Origin of the sequence: Cryptosporangium japonicum, assembly GCF_039524755.1 — a bacterium.
Taxonomy (GTDB): domain Bacteria; phylum Actinomycetota; class Actinomycetes; order Mycobacteriales; family Cryptosporangiaceae; genus Cryptosporangium; species Cryptosporangium japonicum.
The window spans coordinates 148,198-164,913 of record NZ_BAAAGX010000001.1 but is presented as its reverse complement, the minus strand read 5'-3'; the positions used below and the strand labels follow the sequence as shown (position 1 = coordinate 164,913).

Genomic DNA, 16,716 nt, shown 5'->3' with positions numbered 1-16,716 from the left:
CTCAGGCCACCTCCATCGACGCGGAGCGGATCAGGCGGAGGAACGCTTCCTCGAGATCGTCGGTGCCGGTCTCGGCGCGGAGCGCGGCCGGGGTGTCGTCGGCGACGAGGCGGCCCTCGCGCATCAGCAGCAACCGGTCGCAGCGGCCGGCCTCGTCCATCACGTGGCTGGAGACGACGAGCGTGGTGCCGGCCGCGGCCAGCTCGTGGAACCGCTGCCAGAGCTCGTGGCGCAACACCGGGTCGAGGCCGACGGTCGGCTCGTCGAGCACCAGGACGTCGGGGCGGCCCACCAGCGCGCACGCCAGCGAGGCCCGGGTGCGCTGACCGCCGGAGAGCGCGCCGACCAGCTGACCGGCGTGGCTCTCCAGCCCGACGTCGCCGATCGCGCGGTCGGCCTCGGCCGGGGCGACGCCGAGCACGGTGGCGAAGTAGCGGGCGTTCTCGCGCACGGTGAGGTCGGTGTAGACGGACGGCGCCTGGGTGACGTAGCCGACCCGGCGGCGGAGGGGAGTGGCGCCGGCCGGCTCGCCCAGCACCGTGACCGTGCCCGACCGGACTTTCTGGACGCCCACCAGGCACCGCATGAGCGTGGTCTTGCCGCAGCCGCTCGGGCCGAGCAGGCCGACGACCGAACCGGGCGCGGCCCGGAACCCGATTCCGTGCAGCACCCGCCGCTTCCCGCGGTCGACGACCAGATCGTCGACCGCTATCGCCGGTTCCATGGCTCCTCCTTAAGTCATCGACTGTTGAATTCAACGGTAGTGGAAATACGGCGGGCGCGGCAAGAGGGAGACTGGATCCATGACGCCAGGGCTCACCGTCGCCGACACCGCCGACAAGACCGGGCTGACCGCCCACACCCTCCGGTACTACGAGCGCGTCGGGCTGATCTGGGACGTGGCGCGTGACGCCGCCGGGCACCGGCGCTACACGTCGGGCCAGGTCGACTGGCTGGTGATGCTGACGCGGCTGCGCGCCACCGGGATGCCGATCGCCGGGATGCTGCGCTACGCGGAGCTGGTGCGCTCCGACCGCGCCGAGGCCGAACGGCTGGACCTGCTGCGCGACCACCGCGTCGCGCTCGCCGCCCGGGTGGCCGAGCTCACCGCCGACCTCGCGGTCATCGACAACAAGATCGCCGTCTACGAACGGCGACTTAAGATCGGGGAGTGACCGACCTCGATCCGGCGATCGCCGCCCAGCTCAAACGTGACGACCACGGCCTGGTCACCGCGGTGGTCCAGCAGCACGACACCGGCGAGGTTCTGATGGTCGGCTGGATGGACGACGAGGCCCTGCACCGCACGCTCACCACCGGCCGGGCGACCTACTGGTCGCGCAGCCGGAAGGAGTACTGGGTGAAGGGCGAGACGTCCGGGCACCGCCAGTGGGTCAAGTCGGTCGCGCTGGACTGCGACGGCGACACGCTGCTCGTCGCCGTCGACCAGGAAGGCGCGGCCTGCCACACCGGCGACCGCACCTGCTTCGACGCCAAGAAGCTGCTAACCGCCCCACTCGACCAGTAGCACTGTCGCGTCGTCCTGGAGATGGCCGTGCTGGTGCTCGAGGATCGACCCGATCAACCGGCGCAGCGCCTCGGTCGCGGGTAGCGCGTCGGCCTCCCGTTTGATCACGAAGTCGACGAGACGCTCCAGCCCGAACTCGTTGCCGTCGGCGTCGCGGGCCTCGGTGACGCCGTCGGTGTAGAACAGCAGCCGGTCACCCGGCTCGAGCTGCACCGAACCCAGCTCGGTGGGGCGACGCAACCCGATCCCCATCGGGAGGCCGGGCTTGAGCCAGAGCGTCTTCACCCACTTGCCGTCCCGGATCAGGACGGGCGGCGGATGCCCACGCAGCACCCATTCGAGTTTCCCGGTGCCCGCGTCGAAGTGCGCCAGGACGCCGGTGACCAGCTCCGGCGGCCCGAACCGGGCGGCGACCTTCTCGTCGATCGCGTCCCCGAGCTCACGCAGTTCGAGCCCCTGCCGACGTCCCTGCCGGTAGGCCGCCGCGGCCAGGCCCACGACCACGGCCGAGTTCAGGTCGTGCCCGGCCGCGTCGAACAACGCCAGGTGGACGCCCTCGTCGACCACGCCGTAGTCGAACGTGTCGCCGGCCACCTTGTACGCGGGCTCGAGCGCACCGGCGACCACGATCCGGTCGGTCGCGAACGTCAGCGGCGGCAGCAGGCCCCACTGCATCTCGGCCGAGAGCGTCATGTCGTTGTGCCGGGTCAGGCCCACGAGCGTGTCGCTGTAGGCCCGCTTCGTCACGACCAGGAGCCCGACCAGCGACGCGAGCCGGCGGGCCCGTCGCTTGATCACCGGGTCGACGTGGTCGCGGTCGCGCCCGTCGACCGTCAGCCGCAACACGCCGAGGCGCTCGGCGCCTTCCAGCAGCGGGAGCCACATGTGGGTGCGGCCGTCCTCGGCCGGCACGTACTGGATCCCGGTCCGGCGGAACACCCGGCCGACCGACGTGGTGTCGATCGGGATCCGCTCGGTCGGCCGCACCGGCGTCTCCACCCGCCCGCGCGGCACCCGGACGAGGTTCACCTGCTGGAGATCGGCCAGGTAGAGCCGCGGGTCGTGCAGGCCGACCGGGGCGGAGTGGGTGGCCACCAGATCGATCAGGTCCTCGGGATGGCAGCGATGGGAATCGTGCAGCAGACCGTCGAACATCTCTTCACCGAGGTCGCCCATGCCCCCAGGATTACCCGGCTGCCGCGAATTCTCCCGTCGGCCACAATGGGTTCGTGACTACTGGCACCGACGGCACGTTCAGCCCCGACCGCGACGAGTTCGCCCGCCTGGTCCGCGACCGGCGGGTCGTACCGGTGACCCGACGCCTGCTCGCCGACGGCGAGACCCCGGTCGGGCTCTACCGCAAGCTGGCCGGAGGACCGGGCACGTTCCTGCTCGAGTCCGCCGAGCACGGCGGCGTCTGGTCGCGCTACTCGTTCGTCGGTGTGCGTAGCGTGGCCACGCTGACCAGCCGGAACGGCTCCGCCCACTGGCTCGGCGACCCGCCGCCCGGCGTGCCCACCTCCGGTGACCCGCTGGCCGTGCTCGGCGAGGTCGTGTCCGCGCTGGAGTCACCGGTGCTGCCCGGGCTGCCGACGCTCACCGGCGGCATGGTCGGCTATCTGGCCTACGACATCGTCCGCCGCATCGAAAAACTGCCCAGCAACGGTATCGACGACCTGGAGCTGCCCGAACTGGGCATGATGCTCGCCACCGACCTGGCCGTGCTCGACCACACCGACGGGTCGCTCCTGCTGATCGCCAACGCGATAGTGCCCCCGGGCGCACCGGACGAGGCCGTGTCCGAGGCCTACTACCGGGCGGTCGGCCGGTTGGAGTCGATGACCACCGCCCTGTCCCGGCCCACGCCGCCGGGCGTGGCCACGATGACCAGGCTCGGCCCCGGCTCGTTCCGCAGCCGTACGCCCGACGGTGAGTTCCCGAAGGCCGTGGAGGTCGCCAAGGAGGCGATCCGGGCCGGCGAGTGCTTCCAGATCGTGCCGAGCCAGCGGTTCGAGGTGGCCACCGAGGCCGATCCGCTCGACGTCTACCGGGTGCTGCGCACGACGAACCCGAGCCCGTACATGTACCTGCTGCGCTTCGACGGGTTCGACATCGTCGGATCGTCGCCGGAGGCGCACGTCAAGGTCACCGACGGGCGGGCGCTGCTGCACCCGATCGCCGGCACGCGCTGGAGGGGCGCCACGCCCGAGGAGGACGCGCGCCTGGCCGCCGAGCTGATCGCCGACCCGAAGGAGCGCGCCGAGCACGTGATGCTCGTCGACCTGGGCCGCAACGACCTCGGGCGGGTGTGCGAACCCGGCACCGTCGACGTCGTCGACTTCATGGAGATCGAGCGGTACTCGCACGTGATGCACATCGTGTCGACGGTGGTGGGCGAGATCACCGCCGGGCGCTCGGCGTTCGACGTGCTCACCGCGACGTTCCCGGCTGGGACGCTGACCGGCGCGCCGAAGGTGCGGGCGATGGAGATCATCGACGCGCTGGAGCCGACGCGGCGCGGGCTCTACGGCGGCACCGTCGGATACCTGGACTTCGCCGGCAACCTCGACATGGCGATCGCGATCCGCACCGCGCTGATGCGTGCCGGCACGGCCTACGTGCAGGCCGGCGGCGGCGTGGTGGCCGACTCCGATCCGCTCGCCGAGGAGCGCGAGTCGCAGAACAAGGCCGCCGCGGTGTTGTCGGCGATCGCCACCGCCGAAACCCTCCGGGCCGCCCGATGACCTCACCCGAACCCGACGCCGGGACCACGCGCGGGCAGCGCCGGGGGCTGGCCGGATCGGTGGTGGCCGCGGTGATCGGAGGCGCGGTCGCGTACTTCGCCACCGGGCGGGTCTGGGAGTCGACCACGGTCGAGCGGGCCGCGCCCCTGCTGCCCGAGACCGTACGGACGACCGGCAGCGACCTGGTGCCCTGGGCGTCGGCGGCGGCGCTGGTCGGGATCGCGGGTGGGCTGGCGCTGCTGGCCACCCGCGGTCGGGGGCGGTTCGCGGTGGCGTGCCTGGTGGCGCTGGCCGGTGCCGGTGCGGTCGCGGGCGGGCTCCGCGGGCTCTTCGGTGACTCGACGGTCGGCTGGCCGCTGCTGAGCGTCGCCGGCGGGGTGCTCGTGCTCGGCGCCGGTGCCTTCGCGCTCGCACGCGGGCGGCACTGGGCCGCGATGGGCGCCCGGTACGACGCGCCCGGTGCCCGGGAGAAGGCCCACGCCACCACGGGTCCCGACGCGCCACCCACCGCGATCTGGGACGCCCTGGACCGGGGTGACGACCCCACCCGCTGAGTAAGGCCCTATGCCGTTCGCCTGACCCCGTTCCGCCTTCTCGGCCGACTGCTGTCGAGGACAACTCGTAGGTACGTTGGTGCCATGCCAATTGTTGGGTACACTCAGACGGTGGTCGATGAGGTGGAAACGCTCCGGGTCCGGCTCGATCGTGACGACCTGAAGGTCCTCCGTGAGCACGGTGTGGATGCCGCCGAGCTGGCGCAGACCTATCTGCGCGAGCGAGCCGAGCGGTTCCGCGCCGACGACCGCGAACAGAGCGAACGCCGCCGCCGCCTCATCCGCGAGGTCGCCGCGGAACGACGCGCTTCGGGCGCTGACTACTCGGCGGACGAGATCGTTGCCGACATCCATGCCGACCGACGAGCGGCGGGTTGGGAATGAGCGCCCCCGTCGTGATGGACGCGTCGGTCGTCATCCGGTGGGCGTTGGGTGGCGAGGCGGACGAACTCGACCGTGCCGAAGCGCTGCTCGCTCGGTACGAGGGGCGCTTAGTGGCGCCGTCGCTGTTCGTCACCGAGGTGCTCGGTCGAGTCTCCGGCCGCACCAAGGCCGGCGGGGCGCAGCGGCTGGACAAGCAGGAGGCGAGGTTGGCCGCTGACCGGATCTGGGGGTTGGACATCTCGCTCTTCCCGCCGGACCCACATCAGGACACCGCCAAGCTGCTCGCCCTGGGGCGCAACCTGTCTATTCCGGATGCGGCGTACGTGTTGCTGGCGGAGCGGCTCGAGGGGGCGCTCTATACGTTCGATCGGCGGTTGATCGACGGGGCGCGCAAGCTCGGTCTGGGCGAACTCGCCCGGGAGCCCTGAGGCGTCGAAGCGCCGCGAAATTGGGGGGTTTGTACGGCGGTGAGCCGTGTAGAGGGCACCCGGAGTCACCCCGGATCAATACGGTCTGGCACTCTCGTTACGATTCCGCCATGGCACCACGGGATGGAGCCGCATGACGAGCGCGCTGGACGAGATTCTGGTCGGCGTCCGAGCCGACCTTGCTGACCGCGAGAGCCGCGTACCGTTCGAACGGGTCAAGGAACTCGCCGCGGCCGCGAAACCGGCACGCGATGCCTGGGCTGCGCTGCGCGCGCCCGGGGTCGGCGTGATCGCCGAGGTGAAGCGTGCTTCGCCTTCACGCGGTGCGATCGCCGACATTCCTGACCCGGCCGCACTGGCCGGCGACTACGAGGCCGGCGGCGCCCGCTGCATCAGCGTCCTCACCGAGCGGCACCGCTTCGGCGGTTCCCTCGAGGACCTGGACGCGGTCCGCGCGAAGGTCGACGTACCGGTCCTGCGCAAGGACTTCATCGTCTCGACGTATCAGGTCCACGAGGCACGGGCCCACGGCGCCGACCTCGTGCTCCTGATCGTCGCGGCGCTGGAGCAGAACGTCCTCACCGGCCTGCTGGAGCGCGTCGAGTCGCTCGGGATGACCGCGCTCGTCGAGGTCCACACCGAGGAAGAGGCGAGCCGCGCTCTGGAGGCCGGCGCGCGGGTGATCGGCGTCAACGCGCGCGATCTCAAGACGCTCGAGGTTGACCGGTCGGTGTTCGAGCGCATCGCGCCGGGTCTGCCGTCGCAGGTCGTGAAGATCGCCGAGTCCGGCGTCCGCGGCCCGCACGACCTGATCTCCTACGCCGCCGCCGGTGCCGACGCGGTGCTGGTGGGCGAAGGCCTGGTCACCGATCGCAGCCCTCGCCAGGCCGTCGCCGACCTGGTGACCGCGGGAAGCCACCCGGCAACGCCCCGGAGCCCCCGCTAATCATGGCGACCACGTACCGCACCGGGGACGACAGGGCTCGTCCCGACGGGAGACGATGGCGTCGCGGCTGAGTTAACCGCCCACGCCGTGTCTCTCGTAAGGATCCTCATGACCGTAATGCCCGACAAAACTGGACACTTTGGTCGTTTCGGTGGTCGTTTCGTCCCGGAAGCCCTGATCGCGGCTCTCGACGAACTCGACGCCGAGTACACCAAGGCGCAGGCCGACCCGGCTTTCCGGGCCGAGCTCAAGAGCCTGCTCGACGCCTACGCCGGTCGTCCGAGCCGTCTCTACGACGCCACCCGCTTCTCCGAAGCGGCCGGCGCGCGCATCCTGCTCAAGCGCGAAGACCTGAACCACACCGGCGCCCACAAGGTGAACAACGTTCTCGGCCAGGCGTTGCTCACCCGCCGGATGGGCAAGAAGCGCATCATCGCCGAGACCGGCGCCGGCCAGCACGGCGTCGCGTCGGCCACCGCGGCCGCGCTGTTCGGCCTGGAGTGCACCGTCTACATGGGTGAGGTCGACACCGAGCGCCAGGCGCTCAACGTCGCCCGCATGGAGTTGCTCGGTTCCACCGTGGTGCCGGTCAAGTCGGGTAGCCGCACGCTCAAGGACGCGATGAACGAGGCGTTCCGGGACTGGGTCACGAACGTCGACACCACGCACTACCTCATCGGTTCGGTCGGTGGCCCGCACCCGTTCCCGCTGATCGTCCGGGACTTCCAGAAGATCATCGGCGAGGAGGCCCGGGAGCAGACGCTGGCCCTCACCGGCCACCTGCCCACCGCCGTCTGCGCGTGCGTCGGCGGCGGCTCGAACGCCATCGGCATCTTCCACGCGTTCCTCGGCGACGCCGAGGTGCAGCTGTTCGGCTTCGAGGCCGGGGGCGACGGCGTCGACACCGGCCTGCACGCCGCCGCGATCACCGGTGGCTCGCCCGGCGTCCTTCACGGGGCGCGTTCGTTCGTGCTGCAGAACGAGGACGGGCAGACGATCGAGTCGCACTCGATCTCCGCGGGCCTGGACTACCCGGGGGTCGGGCCGGAGCACGCGCACCTGCACGACATCGGCCGGGTGAACTACCAGCCGGCCACCGACGCCGAGGCGATGGAGGCGTTCCGCCTGCTCTGCCGCACCGAGGGCATCATTCCGGCGATCGAGAGCGCCCACGCGCTGGCCGGTGCGCTGCGGATCGCGAAGGAACTCGGCCCCGACGCCACGATCCTGGTGAACCTGTCCGGGCGCGGTGACAAGGACGTGGCCACCGCGGGCCGGTGGTTCGGGTACCTCGACCAGCAGGACCTCGAGAAGAGCGAGGGCCGCTGAATGAGCGTCGAACAGGTTTTTGCGAAGGCCAAGGCCGACAACCGCGGGGTGCTCGTCGGCTACCTGCCGGTCGGGTTCCCCGACGTCCCCGGTTCGCTGGACGCGATGAAGGCCATGGTCGACGCCGGGGTGGACGTCGTCGAGGTCGGCGTGCCGTACTCCGACCCGGTGATGGACGGGCCGACGATCCAGGCCGCGGCCGAGCAGGCCCTGCGGGGCGGCGTCCGGGTGAAGGACGTGTTCAAGGCGGTCGAGGCGGTTGCCTCCGCGGGCGCTCCGGCGCTGGTGATGACGTACTGGAACCCGGTGGAGAAGTACGGTGTCGACCGGTTCGCGGCCGACCTGGCCGGGGCCGGGGGAGCGGGGCTGATCACGCCCGACCTCATCCCCGACGAGGCCGAGCCGTGGTTGTCGGCGTCCGAGCAGCACGGGCTCGACCGGGTGTTCCTGGTCGCGCCGAGCTCCACCACCGCGCGGATCGCGTCGACGGTCGCGGTGTGCCGCGGGTTCGTCTACGCCACCGCGGTGATGGGTGTGACCGGCGCGCGCGAGTCCACCAGTGAGGCGGCCCAGCCCCTGGTCGAGCGCGTGCGCGCGGCCACTGACCTGCCGGTCGGCATCGGTCTCGGGGTTTCCAACGGCACCCAGGCCGCCGAGGTCGCCGGCTACGCGGACGGCGTGATCGTGGGCTCGGCCCTGGTCCGCTGCCTGCTCGACGCGGACGATCGGGCTGCGGGCCTGCGCGCGATCTCGGAGCTCTCGGCCGACCTGGCCGCCGGAGTCCGCCGCCGCTGATTCGCCCGGCGCGCCCCCGCTGCGGGGGCGCGCCGGAAGCGCGTGTGAAAACGGCGTCCACGGGGGACTGGCACCTCGTGACCGTGAACGTTGAGCCCACAGCGCCCAAGGCCATTGATCGTCTGCGCACGAAGATCGCCCGCAAGCCCCGCCCGGCGCAACCCGCACCCGAGCCGGCCCCGACGTCTACGCCGAAGCCGGCGAAGGGCAAGTACCGCCGCCCCTGGCTCCGGTTCGGGCCGCTGCTGCTCCTGCTGGTGTACCTGGCCGTCCTGGCCGCGATCACGCTCGGCCCCGGTGACCCGGAAGCCGCCGCGGGTGCGGGCGCCAGCGACAACTACACGCCGTTCGCGGAGATCAACCGCTCGCTGGCCGACGGTTCGCTCCGCTCGCTCGCGCAGGTCGTCGGCAACGCGTTGCTGTTCGTGCCGTTCGGCATCCTGGTGCCGCACTCGTTCCCCCGGCTGAGCATCGTCACCGCGGTGCTGGCGGCGGCCACCGCGTCCGCCGTCGTCGAGCTGGTCCAGCTCACGCACATCGCGGGCCGGATGTTCGACATCGACGACGTCATCCTGAACGTGGCCGGTGCGCTGTTCGGTGGATTGCTGGTGGCCACTTGGCGCGGTGTTGCCGCCCTGGTACGCCTGGTGCGGCGCTGACCGTCTAGCGTGGGGCCCGTGACCTACGCCTCGCTCCCGAGCCCGACGACAAGCGTGTGGCACCTCGGGCCGGTCCCGCTCCGGGCGTACGCGCTGTGCATCCTCGCCGGTGTCCTGGTCGCGGTGTGGATCTCCGACCGTCGGCTCCGGGCCCGCGGCGGCCCGCCCGGCCTGATCGTCGACATCGCGGTGTGGGCGGTGCCGTTCGGCATCGTGGGCGCGCGGATCTACCACGTCATCACGTCGCCGGATCACTACTTCGGCGCCAACGGTCAGCCGCTCGACGCGTTCAAGATCTGGGAGGGCGGCCTCGGCGTCTGGGGTTCGGTCGTCGGTGGCGCGCTCGGGGCGTGGATCGCCTGCCGCCGGTCCGGGCTCCCGCTGATGGTCCTCGGTGACGTCGTCGCACCCGGGCTCGTGCTGGCGCAGGGCGTCGGGCGCTGGGGCAACTGGTTCAACAACGAGCTCTACGGCAGTGAGACCTCCCTGCCGTGGGGCCTGCAGGTGCACCGGATGGGCGCTGACGGCCGGGCCGTCGACGTGGAGCCGGGCCTCTACCACCCCACGTTCCTGTACGAGTCGCTCTGGTGCATCGGGGTCGCGGTGCTGCTGATCGTCGCCGAGCGCCGGTGGCGACTCGGCGGCGGCCGCGTGTTCGCGCTCTACATGATGGGTTACACGCTGGGCCGGGCCTGGATCGAGCACCTGCGTATCGACGAGGCCCACCACGTTCTCGGGCTGCGGCTCAACGAGTGGACCGCGTTGGTCGTCTTCCTCGGTGGCCTGGTCTGGTTCCTCCTGCAGCGGGGCAAGGCCCCCGCCCGGCTCGACTACACCGACGACGGCCGGATCATCGTGCTCGACCCGGACGCCCCGGCGGCGCCGGCCGAGCGCGCCGAGGTCATCGAGGGCGTGGATGACGACGAGGAGCCGGAGAGCAGGGAAGACGCACCGGCGTCGGCCGGGAAGACCGAAACCGAGGCGAAACCCGAGCGGGACTGACGGCCTCACACCCGTGGACCGGTGTCAATGCGACCTGCGTCGGGCATAGTAGAAGGATCGCGCCTTCGGGCAGGCCCAACAGCGCCGTGACCGGGAATTACACAGCGTTGAAACGACCCGGGAGCGCGAACAACTGGAGTGCGCGTTACCGCACGGTGTCCACGCCACGCCGGTGACGTTGCTCACTTCAGCACTTGTTACCGGCGGGTCGCCACATGTGTAACCTCTAGGAAACCTGGGCCGACGTCGTCCCGCATCGACCTCGCCCGTCGATCACGCACCCAGCGGATCTCAGCGGGCTGACGACGGAAGGAGCCCGCGCGTGACTTTCTCTGCGCTCCCCCCGGCTCAGGGACTGTATGATCCCGCGAACGAACACGACGCCTGCGGTGTCGCGTTCGTGGTCGATGCCCAGGGCCGCCGCTCTCATCGCATCGTCGAACAGGGCATCACCGCGCTGGCGAACCTCGATCACCGAGGCGCCGCCGGTGCCGAGGCCAACTCCGGTGACGGTGCCGGCCTCCTGCTGCAGATCCCGGACGCCTTCCTGCGCGAAGTCGTCGACTTCCCGCTTCCCGAGGCCGGCGCGTACGTCGTCGGCAACGCCTTTCTTCCCGCCGACGCCGACGACCGCGCCCGCGCGGTCGAGCTGATCGAGCGCATCGCGGTCGAGGAGGGTGCGAAGCCGCTGGGCTGGCGCACCGTTCCGACCGACAACGACGGAGCCGACATCGGGCCCACCGCCCGCGCGGTCGAGCCGGCCGTCGCCCAGTTCTTCTTCACCGACAGCGTGGTCGGCGAAGAAGCTCGTACGGACATCGCGCTCGACCGGGTCGCGTTCGTCGTCCGCAAGCGGGTGGAACACGAGTCCCGCGCCGCCGGCATCGAGGTGTACTTCCCCTCGCTGTCCGCGCGCACGATCGTGTACAAGGGCATGCTGACCACGAGCCAGCTGCCGCTGTTCTTCCCCGACCTGCTGGACCCGCGGGTCGAGAGCGCGATCGCGCTGGTTCACTCCCGCTTCTCCACGAACACGTTCCCGTCCTGGCCGCTCGCCCACCCGTACCGGTTCATTGCCCACAACGGTGAGATCAACACCGTCCGGGGCAACCGGAACTGGATGCGTGCCCGTGAGGCGCTGCTGCGCTCGCCCGGCACCACCGAGGCCTTCGGCGGCGACATCGAGCGGATCTTCCCGATCTGCACGCCGGGCGCGAGCGACTCGGCGACGTTCGACGAGGTGCTGGAGCTGCTCCACCTCGGTGGGCGGTCGCTGCCGCACGCGGTGCTGATGATGATCCCGGAGGCCTGGGAGAACAACACCGCGATGGACCCGAAGCGGCGGGCGTTCTACCAGTTCCACTCCACGATGATGGAGGCCTGGGACGGCCCGGCCGCGGTCTGTTTCACCGACGGTTCGCTGATCGGCGCCGTGCTCGACCGCAACGGCCTGCGCCCCGCGCGCTGGTGGAAGACCAAGGACGACCTGGTCGTCCTGGCCAGCGAGGCCGGCGTGCTGGACATCGACGCCGCCGACGTCGTGGCCAAGGGTCGCCTCCAGCCCGGCCGCATGTTCCTCGTCGACACCGAGGCCGGCCGCATCGTCGCCGACGACGAGATCAAGGCCGAGCTCGCCGACGCCGAGCCGTACACCGAGTGGCTGCACGCCGGGTTGATGGACCTGTCCGACCTCCCCGACCGTGAGCACGTCACCTACGGCCACGAGTCCGTTCAGCGCCGTCAGCAGACCTTCGGCTACACCGAAGAGGACCTGAGGGTTCTGATCACGCCGCTCGCCAGAACCGGTGGCGAGGGACTCGGCTCGATGGGCACCGACACCCCGATCGCGGTGCTGAGCAACCGCTCGCGGCTGGTGTTCGACTACTTCAGCCAGCTGTTCGCGCAGGTCACGAACCCGCCGCTGGACGCGATCCGGGAAGAGATCGTCACCGCGGTGAGCAACGCGATCGGCCCGGAGCAGAACCTGCTCGAGCCCGGTCCGGCCTCTTGCCGCCTGATCACGCTGCCGTTCCCGGTGATCGACAACGACGAGCTCGCGAAGATCGTCCACATCAACGAGGACGGCGACAAGTCCGGCTTCCAGGCCGTCACGGTCTCCGGTCTCTACCGGGTGAAGGACGGCGCCGCGGGCATGAAGGCCCGCCTGGACCAGATCTGCCAGCACGTCTCCGAGGCGATCGAGGACGGCGCGCGGCTGATCGTGCTGTCCGACCGCGACTCCACCCGTGACCTGGCGCCGATCCCGTCGCTGCTGCTCACCGCGGCGGTGCACCACCACCTGGTGCGCGAGCGGACGCGTACCCAGGTCGGCCTGATCGCGGAGTCCGGCGACGCCCGCGAGGTGCACCACGTCGCGCTGCTGCTCGGGTTCGGCGCGTCCGCGGTGAACCCGTACCTGGCGTTCGAGTCGATCGAGGACATGGTCTCGACCGGCGAGCTGGCCGGGATGGACCCGCAGAAGGCGATCCGCAACTACGTCAAGGGTCTCGGCAAGGGCCTGCTCAAGGTCATGTCGAAGATGGGCGTCTCCACCGTGGCGTCCTACGCCGGTGCGCAGATCTTCGAGGCGATCGGCCTCTCGCAGGAGCTCGTCGACCAGTACTTCACCGGCACCACGTCGACGCTCGGCGGCATCGGGCTCGACACGGTCGCGGCCGAGGTCGCGTCGCGGCACGCGCGGGCCTGGCCGACGAACTCCACCGAGCTGGCCTACCGGCGGCTCGAGGTCGGCGGCGAGTACCAGTGGCGTCGCGAGGGCGAGGTGCATCTCTTCAACCCGGAGACGGTGTTCCTGCTGCAGCACGCCACGCGCAGCCGTCAGTACGAGGTGTTCAAGAAGTACACGTCGTCGGTGGACGAGCTCGCGGCCAAGTCGGGCACGCTCCGGGGTCTTTTCAAGCTGAAGACCGGCGAGCGGCCCCCGGTGCCGATCGACGAGGTCGAGCCCGTTTCCGAGATCGTGAAGCGGTTCAGCACGGGTGCGATGAGCTACGGCTCGATCTCGATGGAGGCGCACCAGACCCTGGCGATCGCGATGAACCAGCTCGGTGGCAAGTCCAACACCGGCGAGGGCGGCGAGGACCCGGAGCGTCTCTACGACCCCACCCGGCGCAGCGCGATCAAGCAGGTCGCCAGCGGCCGGTTCGGTGTGACCAGCGAATACCTGGTCAACGCCGACGACATCCAGATCAAGATGGCCCAGGGCGCGAAGCCCGGTGAGGGTGGTCAGCTGCCCGGCCACAAGGTCTACCCGTGGATCGCCAAGACCCGGCACTCAACGCCGGGCGTCGGGTTGATCTCGCCGCCGCCGCACCACGACATCTACTCGATCGAGGACCTCGCCCAGCTCATCCACGACCTGAAGAACGCGAACGACGCCGCGCGGGTTCACGTCAAGCTGGTCGCCGAGATCGGGGTGGGCACGGTCGCGGCCGGCGTCTCCAAGGCGCACGCCGACGTCGTCCTCATCTCCGGGCACGACGGCGGCACCGGAGCCGCGCCGCTGACCTCGCTGAAGCACGCGGGTGCGCCGTGGGAGCTCGGGCTGGCCGAGACCCAGCAGACGCTGCTGCTCAACAACCTGCGTGACCGCATCGTCGTGCAGGTCGACGGGCAGCTCAAGACCGGCCGCGACGTGGTCATCGGCGCGCTGCTCGGCGCCGAGGAGTTCGGGTTCGCGACCGCTCCGCTGGTGGTCAGCGGCTGCATCATGATGCGCGTCTGCCACCTCGACACCTGCCCGGTGGGCGTGGCGACCCAGAACCCGGTGCTGCGCGAGAAGTTCAGCGGCAAGCCGGAATTCGTCGTCACGTTCTTCGAGTACATCGCCGAAGAGGTGCGTCAGTACCTGGCCGAGCTGGGCTTCCGCTCGATCGACGAGGCGGTCGGCCACGCCGAGCTGCTCGACGTCGCCGGGGCGATCGACCACTGGAAGGCCGACGGGCTGGACCTGTCGCCGATCTTCGCGGTGCCGTCGCTCCCCGAGGGCGCGTCGCGCAAGCAGGTCGTCGAGCAGGACCACGGTCTCGACCGTGCGCTGGACAACACGCTGATCCAGCTCTGCGAAGGCGCGCTGCTCGACGGTTCGCCGGTGAAGTTCGAGATCCCGGTGCGCAACGTCAACCGCACCGTCGGCACGATGCTCGGGTCGATGGTGACGCGCCGCTACGGCGGCGAGGGTCTGCCCGACGGCACGATCGACCTGACGTTCACCGGCTCGGCCGGCCAGTCGTTCGGCGCGTTCGTGCCCCGCGGCATCACGTTGCGGCTGCTCGGCGACGCCAACGACTACGTCGGCAAGGGCCTCTCCGGCGGGCGGATCGTCGTGCGGCCGGCGCCCGAGGCGACGTTCCTGCCGCAGGAGAACGTCATCGCCGGCAACACGATCCTGTACGGCGCCACGGCCGGTGAGGTCTTCCTCCGCGGCCGGGTGGGCGAGCGGTTCTGCGTCCGGAACTCCGGCGCGACCGCGGTCGTCGAGGGCGTCGGTGACCACGGGTGCGAGTACATGACCGGTGGTCAGGTCGTCGTGCTCGGCCCGACCGGCCGTAACTTCGCCGCCGGCATGTCCGGTGGCACCGCGTACGTGCTCGACCTCGACCCGGTGCTGGTCAACACCGAGATGGTCGATCTGGAGGAGCTCTCGACCGACGACGCCGCGACGCTGCGCGCGCTGATCGGACGGCACCTGGACGAGACCGGCTCGACGGTGGCCGAGGGGCTGCTGTCCGACTGGGGTCGGCACGTCCGGTCGTTCACGAAGATCATGCCCCGCGACTACAAGCGGGTCCTGGAAGCGACTCGTCAGGCTGAGGCCGCTGGCCGTCCGGTCGACGAGGCGATCATGGAGGCGGCACGTGGCTGACCCTCAGGGTTTCTTGAAGAACGGGCGGGAGCTGCCCGTCCGGCGTCCGGTGGACATCCGGATCCAGGACTGGCGCGAGGTGTACGAGGAGTTCCCGGAGAAGAACCTGCGGACGCAGGCGTCCCGGTGCATGGATTGCGGCATCCCGTTCTGTCACAACGGCTGCCCCCTCGGCAACCTCATCCCGGAGTGGAACGACCTGGCCCGCACCGGGCAGTGGTCGCTGGCGATCGACCGCCTGCACGCGACGAACAACTTCCCGGAGTTCACCGGGAAGCTCTGCCCGGCGCCGTGCGAGGCGGCCTGCGTGCTCGGCATCGCCGACGACCCGGTCACGATCAAGCAGATCGAGGTCGAGACGATCCTCAAGGCGTTCGACGAGGGGCTCGTCGTTCCGCAGCTGCCGGAGAAGCTGTCCGGCAAGAAGGTCGCGGTGATCGGCTCCGGCCCGGCCGGACTGGCCGCGGCCCAGCAGCTCACCCGGGCCGGGCACGAGGTGACCGTGTACGAGCGGGCCGACAAGATCGGTGGCCTGCTGCGCTACGGGATCCCCGAGTTCAAGATGGAGAAGTCGAACATCGACCGCCGGCTGGCCCAGATGGAGGCCGAAGGCACGAAGTTCGTCACCGGGGTCGCGGTCGGCACCGACCTGCCGGTGTCGGAGCTCGACGCCGACGCGATCGTGATCGCCACCGGCTCCACCGTGCCGCGTAACCTGCCGGCGCCCGGCCGGGAGCTCAACGGCATCTACGCGGCCATGGAGTACCTGGTGCCCGCGAACAAGGCCGCGCTCGGGGACCCGAACCCGGACGGTCACATCGACGTCCGCGGCAAGCACGTCGTGATCATCGGCGGCGGTGACACCGGCGCGGACTGCCTGGGCACCGCCCACCGGCAGGGCGCGAAGAGCGTCACGCAGCTGGAGATCATGCCGCAGCCGCCGGCGGTGCGGGCCGGGCACATGCCCTGGCCGACCTACCCGATGCTCTACCGGGTGACGTCCGCGCACGAGGAGGGCGGCGAGCGCGTCTACGCCGTCAACACCGAGAAGTTCGTCGGTGACGAGGACGGCAACGTGAAGGCGCTCGTGCTCCACGAGGTCGTCTCCGAGGGCGGCAGGTTCGTGCCGGTCGAGGGCTCGTCGCGCGAGATCCCGGCCGAGGCGATCTTCCTCGCGATGGGCTTCGTCGGCGTCGAGAAGGGCGCGCTCTACGACGACCTCGGCGTCGAGATCGACGAGCGGGGCCGGGTCGTGCGTGACCAGAACTGGAAGACGACCGCCGACAACGTGTTCGTCACCGGCGACGCCGGGCGCGGCCAGTCGCTGATCGTCTGGGCGATCGCCGAGGGCCGAGCCACCGCCGCCGCGGTCGACAAGCACCTGGCCGGCTCCACGTTCCTCCCGTCCCCCATCCTCCCGACGACGATGGCCCTCACCGCGCGCTGACCCGTCCGTCGCCGG

At 70.7% G+C, this 16,716-nt stretch carries 15 protein-coding genes; 13 read left to right on the top strand and 2 right to left on the bottom strand.

The window, feature by feature from the left end; translation table 11 throughout:
• Position 1: 1 nt before the first annotated feature.
• The gene (locus ABD437_RS00755) at positions 2 to 724 is read right to left on the bottom strand and encodes an ABC transporter ATP-binding protein (protein ID WP_344646737.1); all 723 of its coding nucleotides are present in this window, start codon (positions 722 to 724) and stop codon (positions 2 to 4) included.
• Between the two features lie 79 nt (positions 725 to 803).
• Here ABD437_RS00755 and ABD437_RS00750 point away from each other — a divergent pair, with 79 nt between their 5' ends.
• Together ABD437_RS00750 and hisI are read left to right on the top strand one after the other, a co-directional pair.
• Positions 804 to 1,175: a MerR family transcriptional regulator gene (locus tag ABD437_RS00750; protein WP_344646736.1), complete on the top strand. Its 372-nt coding sequence runs from the start codon at positions 804 to 806 to the stop codon at positions 1,173 to 1,175.
• A complete protein-coding gene (hisI, locus tag ABD437_RS00745) occupies positions 1,172 to 1,528 on the top strand; it encodes a phosphoribosyl-AMP cyclohydrolase (protein ID WP_344646735.1) in 357 nt (118 codons plus the stop codon). Before ABD437_RS00750 ends, hisI begins: the two co-directional genes overlap by 4 nt.
• Here the strand turns inward: hisI and ABD437_RS00740 are convergent.
• The gene (locus ABD437_RS00740) at positions 1,505 to 2,704 is read right to left on the bottom strand and encodes a PP2C family protein-serine/threonine phosphatase (RefSeq protein WP_344646734.1); all 1,200 of its coding nucleotides are present in this window, start codon (positions 2,702 to 2,704) and stop codon (positions 1,505 to 1,507) included. The genes hisI and ABD437_RS00740 overlap by 24 nt on opposite strands.
• A gap of 53 nt (positions 2,705 to 2,757) precedes the next feature.
• Between ABD437_RS00740 and ABD437_RS00735 the strand changes: the two genes are divergently transcribed.
• The 11 genes from ABD437_RS00735 to ABD437_RS00685 all read left to right on the top strand — a co-directional run bounded on the left by ABD437_RS00735 (position 2,758) and on the right by ABD437_RS00685 (position 16,701).
• Positions 2,758 to 4,272 carry an anthranilate synthase component I gene (locus ABD437_RS00735; RefSeq protein ID WP_344646733.1) on the top strand — a complete coding sequence of 505 codons (1,515 nt, stop codon included), beginning with the start codon at positions 2,758 to 2,760 and terminating at the stop codon, positions 4,270 to 4,272.
• A complete protein-coding gene (locus ABD437_RS00730; protein ID WP_344646732.1) occupies positions 4,269 to 4,826 on the top strand; it encodes a Trp biosynthesis-associated membrane protein in 558 nt (185 codons plus the stop codon). Before ABD437_RS00735 ends, ABD437_RS00730 begins: the two co-directional genes overlap by 4 nt.
• Before the next feature lie 111 nt (positions 4,827 to 4,937).
• Positions 4,938 to 5,210 (top strand): hypothetical protein, encoded by a 273-nt coding sequence (locus ABD437_RS00725; protein WP_344646731.1) that lies wholly within the window; start codon positions 4,938 to 4,940, stop codon positions 5,208 to 5,210.
• Complete coding sequence (locus ABD437_RS00720; RefSeq protein WP_344646730.1) at positions 5,207 to 5,638, top strand: type II toxin-antitoxin system VapC family toxin; 432 nt, start codon at positions 5,207 to 5,209, stop codon at positions 5,636 to 5,638. Before ABD437_RS00725 ends, ABD437_RS00720 begins: the two co-directional genes overlap by 4 nt.
• A 133-nt stretch (positions 5,639 to 5,771) precedes the next feature.
• Positions 5,772 to 6,584, top strand: coding sequence for an indole-3-glycerol phosphate synthase TrpC (gene trpC, locus ABD437_RS00715; protein WP_344646729.1), 813 nt, complete (start codon positions 5,772 to 5,774; stop codon positions 6,582 to 6,584).
• A 108-nt stretch (positions 6,585 to 6,692) separates the two neighbouring features.
• A complete protein-coding gene (gene trpB / locus ABD437_RS00710; protein WP_344646728.1) occupies positions 6,693 to 7,913 on the top strand; it encodes a tryptophan synthase subunit beta in 1,221 nt (406 codons plus the stop codon).
• The gene (gene trpA / locus ABD437_RS00705) at positions 7,914 to 8,708 is read left to right on the top strand and encodes a tryptophan synthase subunit alpha (protein WP_344646727.1); all 795 of its coding nucleotides are present in this window, start codon (positions 7,914 to 7,916) and stop codon (positions 8,706 to 8,708) included.
• A gap of 77 nt (positions 8,709 to 8,785) precedes the next feature.
• Positions 8,786 to 9,367 carry a VanZ family protein gene (locus ABD437_RS00700; protein WP_344646726.1) on the top strand — a complete coding sequence of 194 codons (582 nt, stop codon included), beginning with the start codon at positions 8,786 to 8,788 and terminating at the stop codon, positions 9,365 to 9,367.
• A gap of 18 nt (positions 9,368 to 9,385) precedes the next feature.
• The gene (gene lgt, locus ABD437_RS00695) at positions 9,386 to 10,369 is read left to right on the top strand and encodes a prolipoprotein diacylglyceryl transferase (RefSeq protein WP_344646725.1); all 984 of its coding nucleotides are present in this window, start codon (positions 9,386 to 9,388) and stop codon (positions 10,367 to 10,369) included.
• A gap of 322 nt (positions 10,370 to 10,691) precedes the next feature.
• Positions 10,692 to 15,254 (top strand): glutamate synthase large subunit, encoded by a 4,563-nt coding sequence (gltB, locus tag ABD437_RS00690; RefSeq protein ID WP_344646724.1) that lies wholly within the window; start codon positions 10,692 to 10,694, stop codon positions 15,252 to 15,254.
• A complete protein-coding gene (locus ABD437_RS00685; RefSeq protein WP_344646723.1) occupies positions 15,247 to 16,701 on the top strand; it encodes a glutamate synthase subunit beta in 1,455 nt (484 codons plus the stop codon). The genes gltB and ABD437_RS00685 overlap by 8 nt, the downstream gene beginning before the upstream one ends.
• Positions 16,702 to 16,716 lie beyond the last annotated feature (15 nt).

Bases quoted from the DNA above. Each gene is read 5' to 3' on its own strand.
- trpB (WP_344646728.1), top strand. From the start codon at position 6,693: ATGACCGTAATGCCCGACAAAACTGGACACTTTGGTCGTTTCGGTGGT.
- ABD437_RS00730 (WP_344646732.1), top strand. From the start codon at position 4,269: ATGACCTCACCCGAACCCGACGCCGGGACCACGCGCGGGCAGCGCCGG.
- ABD437_RS00750 (WP_344646736.1), top strand. From the start codon at position 804: ATGACGCCAGGGCTCACCGTCGCCGACACCGCCGACAAGACCGGGCTG.
- trpA (WP_344646727.1), top strand. From the start codon at position 7,914: ATGAGCGTCGAACAGGTTTTTGCGAAGGCCAAGGCCGACAACCGCGGG.
- ABD437_RS00720 (WP_344646730.1), top strand. From the start codon at position 5,207: ATGAGCGCCCCCGTCGTGATGGACGCGTCGGTCGTCATCCGGTGGGCG.
- ABD437_RS00740 (WP_344646734.1), bottom strand. From the start codon at position 2,704: ATGGGCGACCTCGGTGAAGAGATGTTCGACGGTCTGCTGCACGATTCC.
- ABD437_RS00755 (WP_344646737.1), bottom strand. From the start codon at position 724: ATGGAACCGGCGATAGCGGTCGACGATCTGGTCGTCGACCGCGGGAAG.
- trpC (WP_344646729.1), top strand. From the start codon at position 5,772: ATGACGAGCGCGCTGGACGAGATTCTGGTCGGCGTCCGAGCCGACCTT.